The organism is Spongiactinospora rosea, from assembly GCF_003315795.1.
GTDB lineage: Bacteria > Actinomycetota > Actinomycetes > Streptosporangiales > Streptosporangiaceae > Spongiactinospora > Spongiactinospora rosea.
The window spans coordinates 20823-34894 of the sequence record NZ_QMEY01000038.1 but is presented as its reverse complement, the minus strand read 5'-3'; the positions used below and the strand labels follow the sequence as shown (position 1 = coordinate 34894).

General features: G+C 72.8%; 13 protein-coding genes. 8 read left to right on the top strand and 5 right to left on the bottom strand.

The window, feature by feature from the left end; all coding sequences use genetic code 11:
• The first annotated feature begins 112 nt into the window (after window positions 1–112).
• From DP939_RS42360 to DP939_RS42350, 3 genes are all read left to right on the top strand, one after another.
• Window positions 113–1201 carry a class I SAM-dependent methyltransferase gene (locus DP939_RS42360; RefSeq protein ID WP_158578976.1) on the top strand — a complete coding sequence of 363 codons (1089 nt, stop codon included), beginning with the start codon at window positions 113–115 and terminating at the stop codon, window positions 1199–1201.
• A 67-nt stretch (window positions 1202–1268) separates the two neighbouring features.
• Complete coding sequence (locus tag DP939_RS42355) at window positions 1269–2735, top strand: glutamate--cysteine ligase family protein (RefSeq protein ID WP_113986496.1); 1467 nt, start codon at window positions 1269–1271, stop codon at window positions 2733–2735.
• Between the two features lie 68 nt (window positions 2736–2803).
• Window positions 2804–3859, top strand: a complete 1056-nt coding sequence (locus DP939_RS42350) for a hypothetical protein (protein ID WP_113986495.1) — start codon at window positions 2804–2806, stop codon at window positions 3857–3859.
• A gap of 24 nt (window positions 3860–3883) precedes the next feature.
• On the opposite strand, the gene DP939_RS42345 is transcribed toward DP939_RS42350, so the two are convergent.
• Complete coding sequence (locus tag DP939_RS42345; protein WP_225878880.1) at window positions 3884–4705, bottom strand: sirohydrochlorin chelatase; 822 nt, start codon at window positions 4703–4705, stop codon at window positions 3884–3886.
• A gap of 84 nt (window positions 4706–4789) precedes the next feature.
• Complete coding sequence (manA, locus tag DP939_RS42340; RefSeq protein ID WP_113986493.1) at window positions 4790–6010, bottom strand: mannose-6-phosphate isomerase, class I; 1221 nt, start codon at window positions 6008–6010, stop codon at window positions 4790–4792.
• Window positions 6011–6190: 180 nt separating this feature from the next.
• Here manA and DP939_RS42335 point away from each other — a divergent pair, with 180 nt between their 5' ends.
• Window positions 6191–6568 carry a hypothetical protein gene (locus tag DP939_RS42335; protein ID WP_113986492.1) on the top strand — a complete coding sequence of 126 codons (378 nt, stop codon included), beginning with the start codon at window positions 6191–6193 and terminating at the stop codon, window positions 6566–6568.
• On the opposite strand, the gene DP939_RS42330 is transcribed toward DP939_RS42335, so the two are convergent.
• Window positions 6558–7277, bottom strand: a complete 720-nt coding sequence (locus tag DP939_RS42330; protein WP_113986491.1) for a B3/B4 domain-containing protein — start codon at window positions 7275–7277, stop codon at window positions 6558–6560. The two genes, DP939_RS42335 and DP939_RS42330, sit on opposite strands and share 11 nt — an antisense overlap.
• A gap of 280 nt (window positions 7278–7557) precedes the next feature.
• Between DP939_RS42330 and DP939_RS42325 the strand changes: the two genes are divergently transcribed.
• The 3 genes from DP939_RS42325 to DP939_RS42315 are packed head-to-tail and all read left to right on the top strand — an operon-like array spanning window position 7558 to window position 11315.
• Window positions 7558–8904, top strand: a complete 1347-nt coding sequence (locus DP939_RS42325; protein ID WP_158578975.1) for a Na+/H+ antiporter NhaC family protein — start codon at window positions 7558–7560, stop codon at window positions 8902–8904.
• Window positions 8905–8911: 7 nt separating this feature from the next.
• Window positions 8912–9733, top strand: coding sequence for a hypothetical protein (locus tag DP939_RS42320; RefSeq protein WP_113986489.1), 822 nt, complete (start codon window positions 8912–8914; stop codon window positions 9731–9733).
• Window positions 9734–9737: 4 nt separating this feature from the next.
• Complete coding sequence (locus DP939_RS42315) at window positions 9738–11315, top strand: N-acyl-D-amino-acid deacylase family protein (RefSeq protein WP_113986488.1); 1578 nt, start codon at window positions 9738–9740, stop codon at window positions 11313–11315.
• A 72-nt stretch (window positions 11316–11387) separates the two neighbouring features.
• On the opposite strand, the gene DP939_RS46570 is transcribed toward DP939_RS42315, so the two are convergent.
• Window positions 11388–12161, bottom strand: a complete 774-nt coding sequence (locus DP939_RS46570) for a hypothetical protein (RefSeq protein ID WP_158578974.1) — start codon at window positions 12159–12161, stop codon at window positions 11388–11390.
• Window positions 12162–12520: 359 nt separating this feature from the next.
• Here DP939_RS46570 and DP939_RS42305 point away from each other — a divergent pair, with 359 nt between their 5' ends.
• Window positions 12521–13297: a L,D-transpeptidase family protein gene (locus DP939_RS42305; protein WP_113986486.1), complete on the top strand. Its 777-nt coding sequence runs from the start codon at window positions 12521–12523 to the stop codon at window positions 13295–13297.
• A 7-nt stretch (window positions 13298–13304) separates the two neighbouring features.
• On the opposite strand, the gene DP939_RS42300 is transcribed toward DP939_RS42305, so the two are convergent.
• Complete coding sequence (locus DP939_RS42300) at window positions 13305–14000, bottom strand: SDR family oxidoreductase (RefSeq protein WP_199565779.1); 696 nt, start codon at window positions 13998–14000, stop codon at window positions 13305–13307.
• Window positions 14001–14072: the final 72 nt, after the last annotated feature.

Below are 14072 nucleotides of genomic sequence, written 5' to 3'. Positions count from 1 at the left end.
GGGCTGGTTTACGGTATGAAGCCGCAAAATACTTTTTGGGAGTCGTGGCAGGCTAGTGGCGGTAGTGATGCCATGTATCAGTGAGCGCACAGCAATAGCACGAGGTGCCGCGATGGCGTCAGCAAAACGAACGATCGCCCGGATCGCCTATGGTTCCCGTTTCGACAGTGTTCCCTGGGGTCAGCGGGTCTATGTCCGGCCGGGCGAGAGATATGCCAGAGAGATCCAGTGGAGCCTGCTGCTGCGCAGGTCCCCGATCATCTCCCTGGACGCGTACCGCTCGCGGGTGCCGCTCGGCGAGATCGAGGAGTTCATCACCTGCCACATGTGCGGCGAGTCCCGCCAGCAGCCGCTGTTCACGCCCGTCGGGCCCCGGCAGGACGGCCAGGAGTCGTGGACGTACCGCGTCGTGCGCTGCCCCTCGTGCGGCTTCCTCTACCGCAACCCCAACGTGCGCCCCGAACGCCTCGGCGACCTGTACGCCAGCGGCTACAGCGGCTTCCTGACCGGCGACTACGCGGCCGGGCGGCGGCTTCGGTACCGCCTGACCATGGACGCCTTCGGCGACATCCTCGCCGACGGAGCCAAACGCCGGCTGCTGGACTTCGGCTGCGGCGCCGGGCTGTTCCTGGAACTCGCCGAGGAACTGGGCTTCGACGCCTACGGCGTGGACCTGTCGCCCGACTCGGTCGAGCAGGCCAACGCGCGGCTGTCCGCCGCCACCGCCTACCACGGGGCCCCCGAGGACGTTCCGGAGATCGCCGCGGGCGGCTTCGACGTGATCACCCTGTGGTCGGTGCTCGCGCACCTGCCGCGCCCGCTGGACGACTTCGCCCGGCTGCGCCGGCTGCTCGCCCCCGGCGGCGTGCTGCTCGTCCTCACCGTGAACGCCCGCTCGCTGCTGCTCAAGGCGCACGGCCCGGCCTGGAGCGGGTTCACCAGGAACCACCTGATGTTCTACTCCTCGCTCACCATGCCGACGCTGCTGCGCCGTACCGGGTTCGCCGGCGTGGCCTTCGCGCCCTTCTACGGCGACACCGTGGAGGCCGGTACGGCCGAGCTGCCCGAGCGGATGCGGCACCGGCTGCGCCGCGCCGTGGCCGCCAGCGACGGCGGGAACATGCTGCGCGCCCTGGCCTTCGCCGACGACGAGGCGATCGCCCGCTGGGGCACCGGCCTGGCGGTACGCGCCCTGACCTGATGTGTGGAATCGCCCGGTATGGACAGAAGGGGAGGTGCCGCAACGCCGACCTTGAGGAGCCGGGTGGATGGGGAAGGACGTCGACAGGGAGCGCTTCGCCGAGCGGGAGTTCGCCGAGTTCGGCGAACGGCTCTCGTCATCACTGACCGCGTTGCGCGAACTGCTGGCCAGGCCGGGCTTCGGCCGGGGGCCGCGCAGCGTCGGCGCGGAGCTGGAGCTGTTCCTGGTGGGGCCGGACGGCCGGGCCCTGCCACGCAACGAGGAGGTGCGCACGGCGCTCGGCGATGAGCGCGTCGTGCTGGAGCTGGGCCGGTTCAACCTGGAGGTGAACCTGACCCCGGTGCCACTGGCGGGCCGCCCGTTCGCCGCACTGGACGCCGAGATCCGCCAGACCGTCGCCGCCGTGGACCGGGCCGCCGCCGGGCAGGGCGGGGGAGTGGTGGCCATCGGCATCCTGCCCACGCTGTCGGAGGCCGACTTCACCCGGGAGTCGATGAGCGACGAACGCCGCTACCGGGCGCTGAGCCGGGGCATCAGGCGGCTGCGCCTGGAGCCCTTCCGGGTGCGCATCCACGGCGCGCAGCGGCTGGAGCTCGAAGTGGAGGACGTGATCCTGGAGAGCGCCAACACCTCCTGGCAGGTCCACGTGCGCACGGAACCGGCCGAGTTCGACCAGGTCTACAACGCCGCGCAGCTCGCCGTGGCCCCGGTGCTCGCCGTCTCCGGCAACTCGCCGTTCTTCCTGGGCAGGGAGCTGTGGGAGGAGACCAGGATCGCGCTGTTCGAGGAGTCGGCCGACGACCGCGACATCGAGCGGCGCTGGCGCAGGGACGGCCGGGTGGCGTTCGGCTCGGAATGGCTGAAGGGCGGCGCGGAGGAGCTGTTCGCCCGCTATGTCCGTGACTATGAGCCGCTGGTGCCCGCGCTCGGCGAGGAGGCGGACCCCTTGGCCGTGGTCCGCGACGGCGGCCTGCCCCAGCTCAGCGAACTGCGCATGCACCAGGGCACGGTGTGGCAGTGGAACCGGCCGGTGTACGACCCGGCCGACGGCGGGCACCTGCGGGTGGAGATGCGGGCGCTGCCCGCCGGGCCCACCGCCGCCGACATGGCCGCCAACGCGGCCTTCCTGGTGGGGCTGGTGCTGGCGATGGCCGAGCGGCCCGGTTGGACCGGCACGATGCCGTTCGGCGACGCCTACCGCAACTTCTACCGCGCCGCCACGCTCGGCCTGGACGCCCCCATGGCCTGGCCGGGCAGGGACGGCGAGACGCGCGCCGCCGATCTCGCTCTGGGGCTGCTGCCGCCGGCGCAGGAAGGGCTGGAGAAGGCGGGCGTGGACGCGGCGGAGGCGGAGACGGCGCTCGGGATCGTCCGCGAGCGGATCCGGCTGCGCCGCACCGGGGCCGCGTGGCAGCGGCGGGCCATGGCCGCGCTGCGGGACCGGCCGGACGCGTGGGAGCGGATGATCGCCCGTTATCGTGATTTGGCCTTCACGGACGCCCCGGTCCACACATGGCCTGACATGTCAAGATGAGGAGTTTCTCATCCCATGGAATCATGCCCGCCATCGGGGTAAAGCCGTTGGTAACGGAAGGGCATCACATGACCACGGGGATGAGATCGGTCGATCCCGCGCCGTTCACGCTGCGGCGTGCCACGGGCGGGCTCGCCGAGGGGGCCGCCGCGCTCGAACGCGACCTGGACCGCGCCGAACTGGCGGCGGTCCTCGGCGGCGCGAACCGCAAGGCCGCCAGGAAGGCGCGCACCGGGGCGTTCGCCGGGATGAAACCCGGACCGGCCGACTGGTACACCTTCGACGCCGCCGACGACGACACCGACGACTGGTATCCGCAGGGGGTGACCTGCGCCTCCGACGGCGGATACGACAGCCCGGCGTTCGCGGTGAGCTGGTACTGGCGGCCCGCCTCGGGTGAGCGCGGCGCGCGGGTGAGCTTCCTGGACCCGGGCTCGCTGCGCTACCGGCACGTCCTGCTGGTGACGGCCGAGCCCGACGGCTCCTTCGGGCCGGTGCCCGTCCACGCGGGCGGCATCGCGTGGTACGCCGGGCACCTGTTCGTCGCCGACACCGCGCACGGCCTGCGGGTCTTCGACCTGGCGCGGTTCCTGGACATGAAGACCGGCCGCGACGACACCGGCGACCCGGAGAAGATCGGCAGGCACGGCGGCGAGCCGCACGCCTTCGGCTACCGCTACATCCTGCCGCAGGTGGACGCGTGGGCGGTCGACGAGGGCGCGGCCCGGTTCTCCTACCTGGCCGTCGATCGTGGCGGCGAGCGCGACCTGCTGCTGTCCGGGGAGTACGTCAAGGAGAAGGGCCGCACCGGGCGGGTGGCGCGGTGGGCGCTCGACGGGGCGGCGCTCACCGAAACCGACGGCGCGGCCGTGCCGATCGACGCCTACACCGCGCCGGACGGCGAGATCCAGGGCGCGGTGTCGCACGAGGGCACCTGGTACTTCAGCCGGGGACGCGGCGGCTCGGGCAACGGCTCGCTGATCGTGGTCCCGGAGGGCGAGAAGCCCGCGGCCCGCTCCTACCCGGTCGGCCCGGAGGACCTCACCTGCTGGCGGGAGCAGGGCACGCTGTGGAGCGTGACGGAGTTCCGCGGCAGGCGCAGCGTGTTCGCGGTGCGGCTGTAGGGGCCGGGTGCCGTACGCGGTCGCTCAGATTTCGTCCAGGCAGCCGCCGTACAGGCCCGCCACGAGCTGGACCACGGCGGTGTGCGCCCCGATGGCGTCGCTGTACCCGGCGCCGATCGCCTCGGCCGCCGCGGCGACCTTGCCCAGGTCGCCCTCCGGGCCGATCACGTACGGCGCGACGGCCAGCTTGGAGGCGCCGATCCGGTGCAGCCGCTCGCTGGCGTCGCCGATGCTCGGCGCGGCGTCGCTGGAGGCCGCCACCACCGGGACGGCGAGGCGCGCGGCCAGCAGCACGGCGGTCGTCTCGGCGGCCCGCGCGGCCTCCCCGCCGCCCGCCGTGGCCACGATCACCCCGTCGACCGGGGCCCCGATGTTGAACAGGCGCATCCGGTCGGCCCTGGCCAGGCCCTTGTCGGCCAGCCGTACGTGCAGGGCCTCGGCGAGCATGGGATGCGGGCCCAGCGGGTCGGTGACGATCACGTTGACGCCGCTCTGCGCGACGGCCTCGCGGATGATGTGGAACACGCGCGGATAGGGGCCGGTCACCAGCGGGACCACCACGGCCGCCGTCGCATCCGCGGGCCGTCCGGTGGCCAGCTCGGCGAGCTGCTTGGCCACGCATTCGGCGCCGTCGTCCAGATGCGCCAGCCGGACGTCGACATGCGGATTCTCCACGGAGAGGGCCCCGGCCACCTCGGCGGACACCTCGTCGCCCGAACCTGGCACGGCGAGGACCAGCGCGGGGGCGTGCGACGGAAGCTGGGCGGGCACAGGGCGGCGGTGCCGACCCGTCACCGGCCGCGGCGTCCGCTCGCGCGTCGGCAACCTCTCGGGAGATTGGTTCACATCGGCGGATTTTAGGTGGATTTGCGGTCCCTGGTGTACAGAAAACTGCCGGATCTCTGCGACCTGCGCAAATGCGTACCTCTTTCAGGCGGGGACGGAGGCACGGAACGCCGAGCCGCTACCCGAAAGGCGGATCGGCCCGGAGGCCGCGGTGACGAACACCGAAGCGCCCGGCGCGAGGCCGAGCCCGGGCGGGCCGGGCCGTGGCCCATTCTGCCGCGATTCGCCGCCTTCCGGTACCTCATTGTCATAAACCGTGACATCTCCACTTACTGTGAGCAGAATCGACGGGCCCGCCGCGGGCAGTTCCACCTCGCCTTCCACATCGATCCTGGACAGCCGGAACTCCCGTGCCGGGGTCACGTAGACCTGCTCGGCGCCCTGCCGCACCGGCCGCACCACGACCGGGTCGCCCGCCACCGGGGACAGGATGCGCAGCAGCTCGGGGATGTCGATGTGCTTGCCGGTCAGGCCACCGCGCAGCACGTTGTCCGACGCGCTCATCACCTCCACGCCCACCCCGCGCAGATAGCTGTGCGGCTGCCCGGCGGGCACGTACAGCGCCTCGCCCGGGGCCAGCGTCAGCCGGTGCATGAGCAGCGCGATCACCACGCCCGGGTCGCCCGGATAGTGACCGGCGAGATCGGCGGCCCAGGCCAGGCCGGGATCGGCGGCGCAGGCCGCCGCCACCGCGCCGACCAGCTCCGCCCTGCCCTCGGCGGGCAGCGTGAGCAGGCCGGAGACCACCTCGTGGATCTCACCGCGGCGCAGCGCCGCAGCGTAGGGCGCGAGCGCGGGCACGCCGAGCCCGTCGAGCAGCGCGGCCGAATCGGCCGGGTCGCGGAACCCGCACAGCGCCTCGAACGGCTCCAGCGCGCACAGCAGCTCGGGCTTGGCGTAGGGGTCGCGGTAGTTGCGGTCCGGCGCGTCGGCCGGTGTCCCGGCCCGCTCCTCGGCCGCGTGACCCTCGGCCGCCTGCTCAGGCGTGGGGTGGACCTGAAGCGACAGCGGCTCCTCGGCGGCGAGGACCTTCAGCAGGTACGGCAGCCGCGGCCCGAACGCCGCCAGCGCCGGCTCGCCGAGCGCCCGGCTCGGGTCGGCCGCGATGAACTCCCCGAGCGGCACCCGCCCGCCCGGCGTCTCCAGCACCGAGGGCGCGCCGGGGTGGGCCCCCATCCACAGCTCCGCCTCCGGCCCGGCGGCGGGCGCACGGCCCTGCAACGCGGCGAGCGCGACCCGCGATCCCCACGCGTAGGGGCGGATCGGGTTGGCCATGGGCAGGACGTCTGGCTGCGGGTGCGTCATGGATGCTCCGGATCAGGGGTCGTCGTGGCCACGCCCGGACGAACGCCACCGCTCCCGGGCCCGCCGCCTCCCGCCGCGCGGACGGCGGCCCCCGCCACCCTACCGGCCCTCACCCCACCACACCCGCTGGTGCTGCTTGCGGGGCTGACGGGCGGGGGGAAAGTGATCTACCCTCTATTGGTGGACAGCGAGAGCCGGGCGGCGGCCGATCTGCTCGCCGCGTTGTGCCGCGCGGCGGAGGGGTTCGCGAAGTTGCGGCACCCCTTCATCCGGCGTGAGCCGCTCTCCCGGCTCGATCCCGCCCGCGCGGTCGTCGGCACCGACTTCGTGCTGCCCGACGGGCGGATGGTCCGCTTCGCCGTCACCCTGGCCGCCGGTGACGACGGCTTCCGGGTGGGCGGTGAGGTGTCGGTCGAGGAGCGGGTGCTGCTCGACCTGCCCGCCCACTCCACCGCCGCCGTGCGCGAGGCGCTGGCCGTGTTCGACGATTACACCGCGGAGGTGCTGTCCCGCGCCCCCCTGTTCCTTGAGGAGCTGATCGAGGAGATCAGCGCCTGAGCGCCTGCTCCGGCGCGGGCATCGTGAAGCGCGGCGAGTGCCGGGAGAGCACGGCCGTGGCGGGGCTGACCGGCCACAGCGCGCGAAGTTCGGCGGCCAGGGCGTCGATCAGCCGCGGCACGTCGGCGGACGCGGTCTCGTGCGTGGCCTCGGCGATGATCAGTACCGAGGTCGTCGCGTCGCGCACCGCCGAAAGGCCGCTCTGCCGGTTGGTCCAGCGCCTGGCGTGGGCCCGCCCCGCCTCGTCCACGAAGGTCACCTCGCCCGGTGCGGGGTGTTCGGTGTCGCCGCCGAAGGTCTCGTACTCCTCCTCGCCCGTCGCCGGGCGCACTTCGAGCCCGCCCGCCACCCGCGTCAGGTCCAGCGCCGCCACCGGGATCGCGAAGGCCAGCGACACCGCGTTGCACAGGTCGATCAGCGGGTGGATCCGCGGCAGCGCCCCCTCCTTGCGGAAGCGGCGCAGCAGCGACTCCGAGGCGCACCGGTACTGCGTGGGCTTGAGCCCCATCCGCGCGAACGTGCGCCGCCACGCCTGGATCTCCGGGAACTCGCTCTCCGGTCCGGCCGACAGCCGCCCGCGCGCGGTGGCGTAGAAGGGCTCGGCCCGCGCGGCGACGGACACGCCGGGCTCGATGCCCGCGGCGTGCACCACGCCGGCGACGAGTTCGGGGTGGTCCGCCCAGAGGGCCGGGCTGTGCTGGATGTACATGGATTCCTTGCCGTATTCGGATGGGAGTCGGGCAATGGATACACCATGCCGAGCGGGCGTGCCGCCGAACAGGTCCAATCAGGGCCACACCCAGTGGTCCATCGGGCAGAGTCCGATTCGGCCGCATAGGTAAATTCGGTCGCCCGATATTGGCAGACCGGTACCGGCTGGTTACGCTGTGCACGAATCTGTGAAGGGACCAGGCATGTCGGCGGAACCCTCGTCACCTGCGAACATATATCGGATCGAGATGTCGGGGCGGCAGCGTGCCGCCGCTTCGGTGCTCCTCGTGGTTGCGCTCCTGGTCAGCATTTCGGTCACGGTCTGGGCGCCCGAGCCCGGCCTGTGGGGCCTCGTCCCCGTCGTGGTCTACGCGTTCCTGGCGCTGTTCGGCGTCGACATGGTGCTCGCCACGCTGGCCGCGATCATCTGCGGCATCATCCTGGCCCGCGTCCCGCCGCTGGAGCTCGGCGCCCTGCTGCTCGAATCGCTGGGCGACTTCGTCACGCTGCTCGGCGTCATCATCATGCTCGGCGCGGGCCTCGGCGAGGTCATCCGCCGCGCGGGCGTCGCCGACTACATGGTGATGGGCATCGTCGACAAGATCGGCGTGGACACCCGCGTACGCGTCCGCGTCGGCGTGATGCTGGCCTGCACGGTACTGGCCTTCTCGCTCGGCACGCTGGCGGGCTCGGTGGCGATCGTCGCGCCCATCATCATCCCGATCGCGGCGGTGGTCGGCTACACCCCGCCCGCCACCGCGGCCATGTTCTTCTTCAGCGGCCTGGCCGGGCTGATCCTCAGCCCGTTCGCGCCCGCCACCATCGCGGTCTTCCAGTCCGCGGGGGTGAGCTGGGGACAGTACGTCCTGACGGCGGGCGGCCCGGTCGCGCTGATGATCTGGCTGGCCGGCTTCCTCGTTGTGTCGTGGAACCAGCGCCGCACCGAGGGCCGGTTCGCCTACCCGCCCGAACGCGCCGCGCACCCCGAGCGGGCCACCCCCACCCCCGCGGTCAAGCGGGCCACCGCCGCGTTCCTCGCGACCTTCCTCGTGCTGGTCGTCTTCGCCGCCTGGACCAAGGCGGGCGCGACGTTCGTGCCGATCGCCATGGTGTTGCTGATGGCCGTGGTGGGCCTGGCCTCCTGGACGGCGCCGAGCAAGATCATGGACGCGCTCTACACCGGGGCCTCCCGGCTGCTCGGCATCTTCTTCCTGTTCTGGCTGCTGGCCATCCTGTTCAAGCTGATCGACTCGATGAAGCCCTACGACGCCATCGTGGCGCAGTTCGGCCCCGGGCTGTCGGCCCTCGGACCCTACCTGTTCGCCGTCGCGGTCGCCCTGGTCGGCTGGGTCGGCGTGGCGGGCGCGGCGGCGGCGCAGGCCGTCCTGCTGGCCAAGGTCTTCGGGCCGGTCGCCGCCGCCCTCGGGATCAGCCCCGCCGCCTGGACCACCGTGCTGCTGGCCAGCGCGCAGACCGACGGCCTCGGCCCGTTCCCCAACCCGGACATGATCGGTCAGATGGGATTGGCGGAATCCAACTCGCTGAAGTGGCAACTGCTGTCATGCTGGCTGGTTATGATCCCGGTCGTCGGCCTTTACCTGCTCCTGCTGGCCGTCTACACGTGAGCCGCCGATGAGCTTCCATGAGATGTTCCGTGACCTGCCGCCCGGCGCGGGCGCGCAGGCCGCCGGGCTGACCCTCGGGTACGGCGGCGCGCCCGCCCGCGCCGTCTTCGCCCGCCACGGCGCCGCCCGGCTGCGCTGCGCCTCCCTGCTCAAGCCGCTGTACGCCTGGGCCGCCCACCCCTCCTTCACCGCCGGGTCCTTCTCCGGCGACACCGGCGGCATCGGCCCGGACCGCTGGCGGTCGGCCGCCGAGCCCGCCGTGCGCGTCTCGGACAACGCCACCACCCTGGACCTCTGGTTCTCGGCGGGGCCGCGCGCCGTGCTCGATCTGCTGGCCCGGCGTACCGGCGTGACCTGGGTGCCCTCGCCCGCCGACCCCTACTGGTTCGGCGGCGTGGAGGTGACCGCGGAAGAGGTCGCCGCCGCCTACGGCGCGCTCGCCCTGGCCGAGATCGGCGGCGACCCGGTCGCCGGGACCCTGCTCACCTGGATGCGGGAGACCGAACAGAACTTCGGCCTGCCCGCCCCGGTGGCGGCGGCGATCGGCTGCGCCCCCGATGAGGTCGCGGTCAAGTGCGGCTGGGCCATCTTCCCCGACGAACTGGTGCTGCGCACCCACGCGGTGGCGGTCGCGCGGTCCGGCCCGAGAGCGGTGCTGGCGGCGGCGCTCACCGCCCTGCCGTACGCGCACGGGCGCGACGCCTACCTCCGGCACGTCGCCGAGGGCACCCCCGTCCTCGGCGAACACGAAACCGAGGCGGGCCCGCTGCTGCGCGCCCTCATCACCACCTCCCTCGCCGAACTGGGCTTCCCGCCCGCCTCCGGATGAGCGGATGAGCCGATACGCGGTGACCGGCGGCCTGGTGGCCGACGGCGGGGGCGGCGAGCCCGAGCCCGGTGACGTCCTGGTGGACGGGGAGCGGATCGCCGTGGTGGGACCGCCGGGGGCGTTCTCGGGCGTGCCGGAGATCGACGCGAGCGGGCTGGTCGTCGCGCCCGGCTTCATCGACGCGCACTCGCACGCCGACAACGCCCCCTTCCTGGCCGCCGACGACACCACGAAGATCCTCCAGGGCGTCACCACCGAGATCGTCGGCAACTGCGGCTTCAGCCTCGCGCCGCGCGGCGACGCCGCCACCTACACCGAGTACGTCTCACGCCTGTTCCCCCAGGTGGAGCCCACCTGGACGGGGTTCCCCGGCTTCCTCGCCGCCGCCGACGCCGGGGGCTACGTCACCAACCACTGCCCCCTGGTCGGCCACGGCACGCTGCGCGTGGCCGCCTTCGGCATCGCCGACCGGCCGCCCGCGCCCGCCGAGCTGGCCGAGATGCGGCGATGCTTGGAGGAGGCGCTGGAGGCGGGCGCGTTCGGCCTGTCCAGCGGGCTGATCTACCCGCCGGGCGCGTACGCGGGCACCGAGGAGCTGATCGCGCTGGCCGCCGCGCTCGGCCCGGGCCGCGTGTACGCCACCCACCTGCGCGCCGAGGGCGCGCACCTGATCCCCGCCATCGAGGAGGCGCTGCGCGTCGCCGCGGACACCGGCTGCCGCGCCCAGATCTCCCACCTGAAGTCGGTCGGACGGTCCAACCGCGGCGGCGTCGGCCGCGCGCTCGCGCTGCTGGACCGCGCCCGCGAGAGCGGCCTGCCGGTACGCCAGGACGCCTACCCCTACGCGGCCTCCTCCACGTCGCTGACCGCCGCGCTGCCGCCGTCCTACCTGGCGGGCGACGCGCCCGCGGTGCTCGCCCGGCTGTGCGCGCCGGACGCGGCCCGGCGGCTGGCCCGCGACCTCGCCGACGGCCCGCCCGGATGGGAGAACCGCGTGGCCCTGGCGGGCTGGGACGCCATGCTGATCACCGACACGGCGAGCGGCGCGCACGTCGGGCGCACGCTCGCCGAGGTCGCCGCGGACCTTCGCGCCGACCCCGTCGAGGCGCTGATCCACGTGCTGGTCTCAGAGAGGCTGCGGGTGTCGGCGGTGACCTTCTGGATGGACGAGGACGACGTACGCGCCGCCCTCGCCCACCCGCACACGATGATCGGCAGCGACGGCCTCCCGCCGGGCACCGCCGGTCGCCCCCATCCGCGCCTCTACGGCACCTTCCCCCGGATCCTCGGCCGCTACGTGCGCGAGGCCGGAGTGCTGACGCTGGGCGAGGCCGTCCGGCGGATGACCGCGCTGCCCGCCGCGTGGTTCGGCGTCCCGGACCGGGGCAGGATCGCCCCGGGCCTGATCGCCGACCTGGTCGCCTTCGACCCGGTCACGGTACGGGACACGGGCGACTACCACGATCCGGCCGGCGCGCCCGAAGGCATCGCCTGGGTGGCGCAGGCCGGGCGGCTCACCGTGACGGACGGCCGGCACCTCGGTGTGCGGGCCGGCCGCCGCCTGCTGCCGGCGCGGTCCTGAAGGATCGCGCCCGCAACGCGGGTGCCGCGCCTGGGCAGGCCCGGGCGCGGCACCTGAATCCGTCGGCCGGACTCACATCGCCGGGCGAACCGGGAACTGAGCCGACACCGGCTGGGAGCTCGCCTGCGGCGAACTCGCCTGTGCGGGCGCGCTCGAAGGCGCCTTGCCGCTGGTCCGGCTGCTCCCCTGGGAGCCGCTGGCCCGCTCGCTCTCCAGCACCCACCGGAAGAACTCGGCGGCGTCGGAGTTGCCGCTCGTGGTGTCGTCGGAGTCGTCGTCCGAGTCTCCGCTGGAGTCCTCGGAGTCCTCCCACTCCTTCTTCTTGTCTTCCCAGGTGTCCTTCTTCGGCTTCGACTTCGGCTTCTTGGACTTCTTGTCCTCACCGATGGTCGGCGTGGACGTCTCGTCCTCGTCGTACCACTTGTCGTCGTTCCACTTGTCGTCGTTCTTGTCGTCCGACCACTTGTCGTCGGACCACTTGTCGTCCGACCACTTGTCATCGTGCTTCTTTCCAGGCGGCCCGGGAGGTCCAGGCGGCCCGGCAGGACCGGCGGGACCCGCCGGGCCCGTGGGACCGGCCGGACCGCGCTCGCCGCGCTGGCCCTTGTGGTGCCCGTGGTGGTGGTGACGGTGGTGACGGTGACGCCAGCAGGGACGGTGCCAGCAGCGGCGGCCGCACCAGCGGCCCCGGCAGCCGAGCAGCGGCTTCTCGCCGGTGATGCTGATCTGCGTGCTGATGGCCTCGGTGCCGGCCGTGGCGGGCGTCTGGGACGCCGCGACAAGCGCGGCGCCCGCCAGCGTCAGGGCGGCCGCCGTGGCGAGGGCGCGCGAACCGGAGCGAAGCACCGGAGCCCATCTCTTAGTCTGAGAAGTCATGTGATTCCCGTGTCAATCACGATCCCATAGGACCGATCTACCGTTACCTCGCGATAGCGGGGCAGTCCAGGGATACCCCCAGGTAGAGATGGCCACGCGCGAATATCTCCTAGCCTACGGCAATGGATGTCACAGTAAACGGAAATCCCTACGTGCCCTACGGCATCGCGATTCTAGCCCACTTGTGAGGCGTTAATTGAGAATAGCAAGGAGTAGTACGCGATATCCGTTTTATCCGGATATGTTGGGGGGAATGAGGGAAACTTTGCGACCTATCTAGATGGATCTAGGCTGCTTTCTCGTGCATTCCGGGTAATCAATGGATTGTGATGAAATATGTAGCGCCTTTCGCCGCCGTCCTCGCCCTCGCCGGGACCGCGGGCGCGGCCGGGATCGCCGTGGCGGCACCGGCCGCCGCCGCCTCTCCCGAGGTCCTGCGCCCCGGTGACCGGGGGATGGAGGTGAAACGCCTGCAACGCGCGCTGGACCGGCTCGGCTTCGACCCGGGCCCGGTCAACGGGCGGTTCGGGGGGGAGACGACGACCGCCCTGTGGGCCTTCCAGAAGTCCAGGGGGCTGCCCACGCGCGGGGTCGCCGACGAGTACGTCCTGCGGGCCATCGACCGCAGGCGGGCGCCGCAGGCCATGGTCCCGTCCGGCGCGGCCGACCGGGTCGAGATCAACCTCGGCCGCCAGCTCCTCACGGTCTACCGCGCGCACCGCCCGGTGCTCGTCTCGCACGTCTCCACCGGCGCGGAGGTCCACTACTGCCACAACGGCAGGTGCGGCGACGCGATCACCCCCGTCGGCGACTACCGGGTCACCAGCAGGTCACCGGGCTGGACCACCGGCCCGCTGGGCTCGATGTACAACTCCCTGTACTTCAACGGCGGCATCGCCATGCACGGCTCCACCAAGGTCCCGCCGCGGCCCGCCTCGCACGGCTGCGTGCGGCTGCCCATGCACGTGGCCGACCGCCTCTACCGGATGGTGGGCGTGGGCGAGCCGGTGTACGTGCGCGAGGGACGCGAGGTGTGGAACCGCGAGTACGAGAGGTACGACCGGCGCGGGGAACGCGGCGGGCACGGAAGGTTCCGCGGCCGCTGACCCTGCCTCACCACGGCACCGGTTTGCGGTCGCGGAAGAACCCGCCGGTCGGCCCGTCGCCGGGCAGCGTGGCGGCCCACACGATGCCCGCCGCGCCCTCGGCCACCGGCCGCCCGCCCCGGCCGCCCATGTCGGTGGCCACCCACCCCGGGCAGACCGCGTTGACCAGGATGCCCTCCACCCGCAGCTCGTCGGCGAGCATCCGGGTCAGCGCGTTGAGCGCCGCCTTGGAGACCCGGTAGGCGGGGGTGCCGCCGCCCATGGTGGTGAGCGACCCCGCGCCGCTGGAGACGTTGACGATCCTCGGGCGGGCGCTCGCCCGCAGCAGGGGCAGCAGGCCGAGCACGGTACGCCACGCGCCGTACAGGTTGGTCTCCAGGGCCGTCCGCACCACGCCCAGGTCGGCCGCCGACGCCCGCTGTGAGGTGTCGTAGGCGATGGCGGCGTTGTTGACCAGCACGTCCAGCCGTCCGAACCGGCCGGCCAGCTCCTTGGCCGCCCGCTCCGGCTCGCCCTGGGCGGACACGTCGAGCCGCATCGGATGGACCGGCAGCCCCTCGCCCGCGAGGTCGCGGGCGGCGGCCTCCGCCTTGTCCGCCGACCGCGCGGTGAGCACGACCGTGTGCCCGGCGGCGGCGAGCTGCCGGCAGACCTCCAGGCCGATCCCCCGGTTGGCGCCGGTGACCAGAGAAACGACGTCCATGATCATCCCTTCGACCGATCCGGCGACCATCATGCCTGGTGGCGGGGCCTGTTCCGGGTATCCGCGCGGTCG

What these genes read in the sequence shown, in the direction of transcription:
- DP939_RS42360 (WP_158578976.1), top strand. Translation starts at nt 113, where the DNA reads ATGGCGTCAGCAAAACGAACGATCGCCCGGATCGCCTATGGTTCCCGT.
- DP939_RS42355 (WP_113986496.1), top strand. Translation starts at nt 1,269, where the DNA reads ATGGGGAAGGACGTCGACAGGGAGCGCTTCGCCGAGCGGGAGTTCGCC.
- DP939_RS42350 (WP_113986495.1), top strand. Translation starts at nt 2,804, where the DNA reads ATGACCACGGGGATGAGATCGGTCGATCCCGCGCCGTTCACGCTGCGG.
- manA (WP_113986493.1), bottom strand. Translation starts at nt 6,010, where the DNA reads ATGACGCACCCGCAGCCAGACGTCCTGCCCATGGCCAACCCGATCCGC.
- DP939_RS42330 (WP_113986491.1), bottom strand. Translation starts at nt 7,277, where the DNA reads ATGTACATCCAGCACAGCCCGGCCCTCTGGGCGGACCACCCCGAACTC.
- DP939_RS42320 (WP_113986489.1), top strand. Translation starts at nt 8,912, where the DNA reads ATGAGCTTCCATGAGATGTTCCGTGACCTGCCGCCCGGCGCGGGCGCG.
- DP939_RS42315 (WP_113986488.1), top strand. Translation starts at nt 9,738, where the DNA reads ATGAGCCGATACGCGGTGACCGGCGGCCTGGTGGCCGACGGCGGGGGC.
- DP939_RS42305 (WP_113986486.1), top strand. Translation starts at nt 12,521, where the DNA reads ATGAAATATGTAGCGCCTTTCGCCGCCGTCCTCGCCCTCGCCGGGACC.
- DP939_RS42300 (WP_199565779.1), bottom strand. Translation starts at nt 14,000, where the DNA reads ATGGACGTCGTTTCTCTGGTCACCGGCGCCAACCGGGGGATCGGCCTG.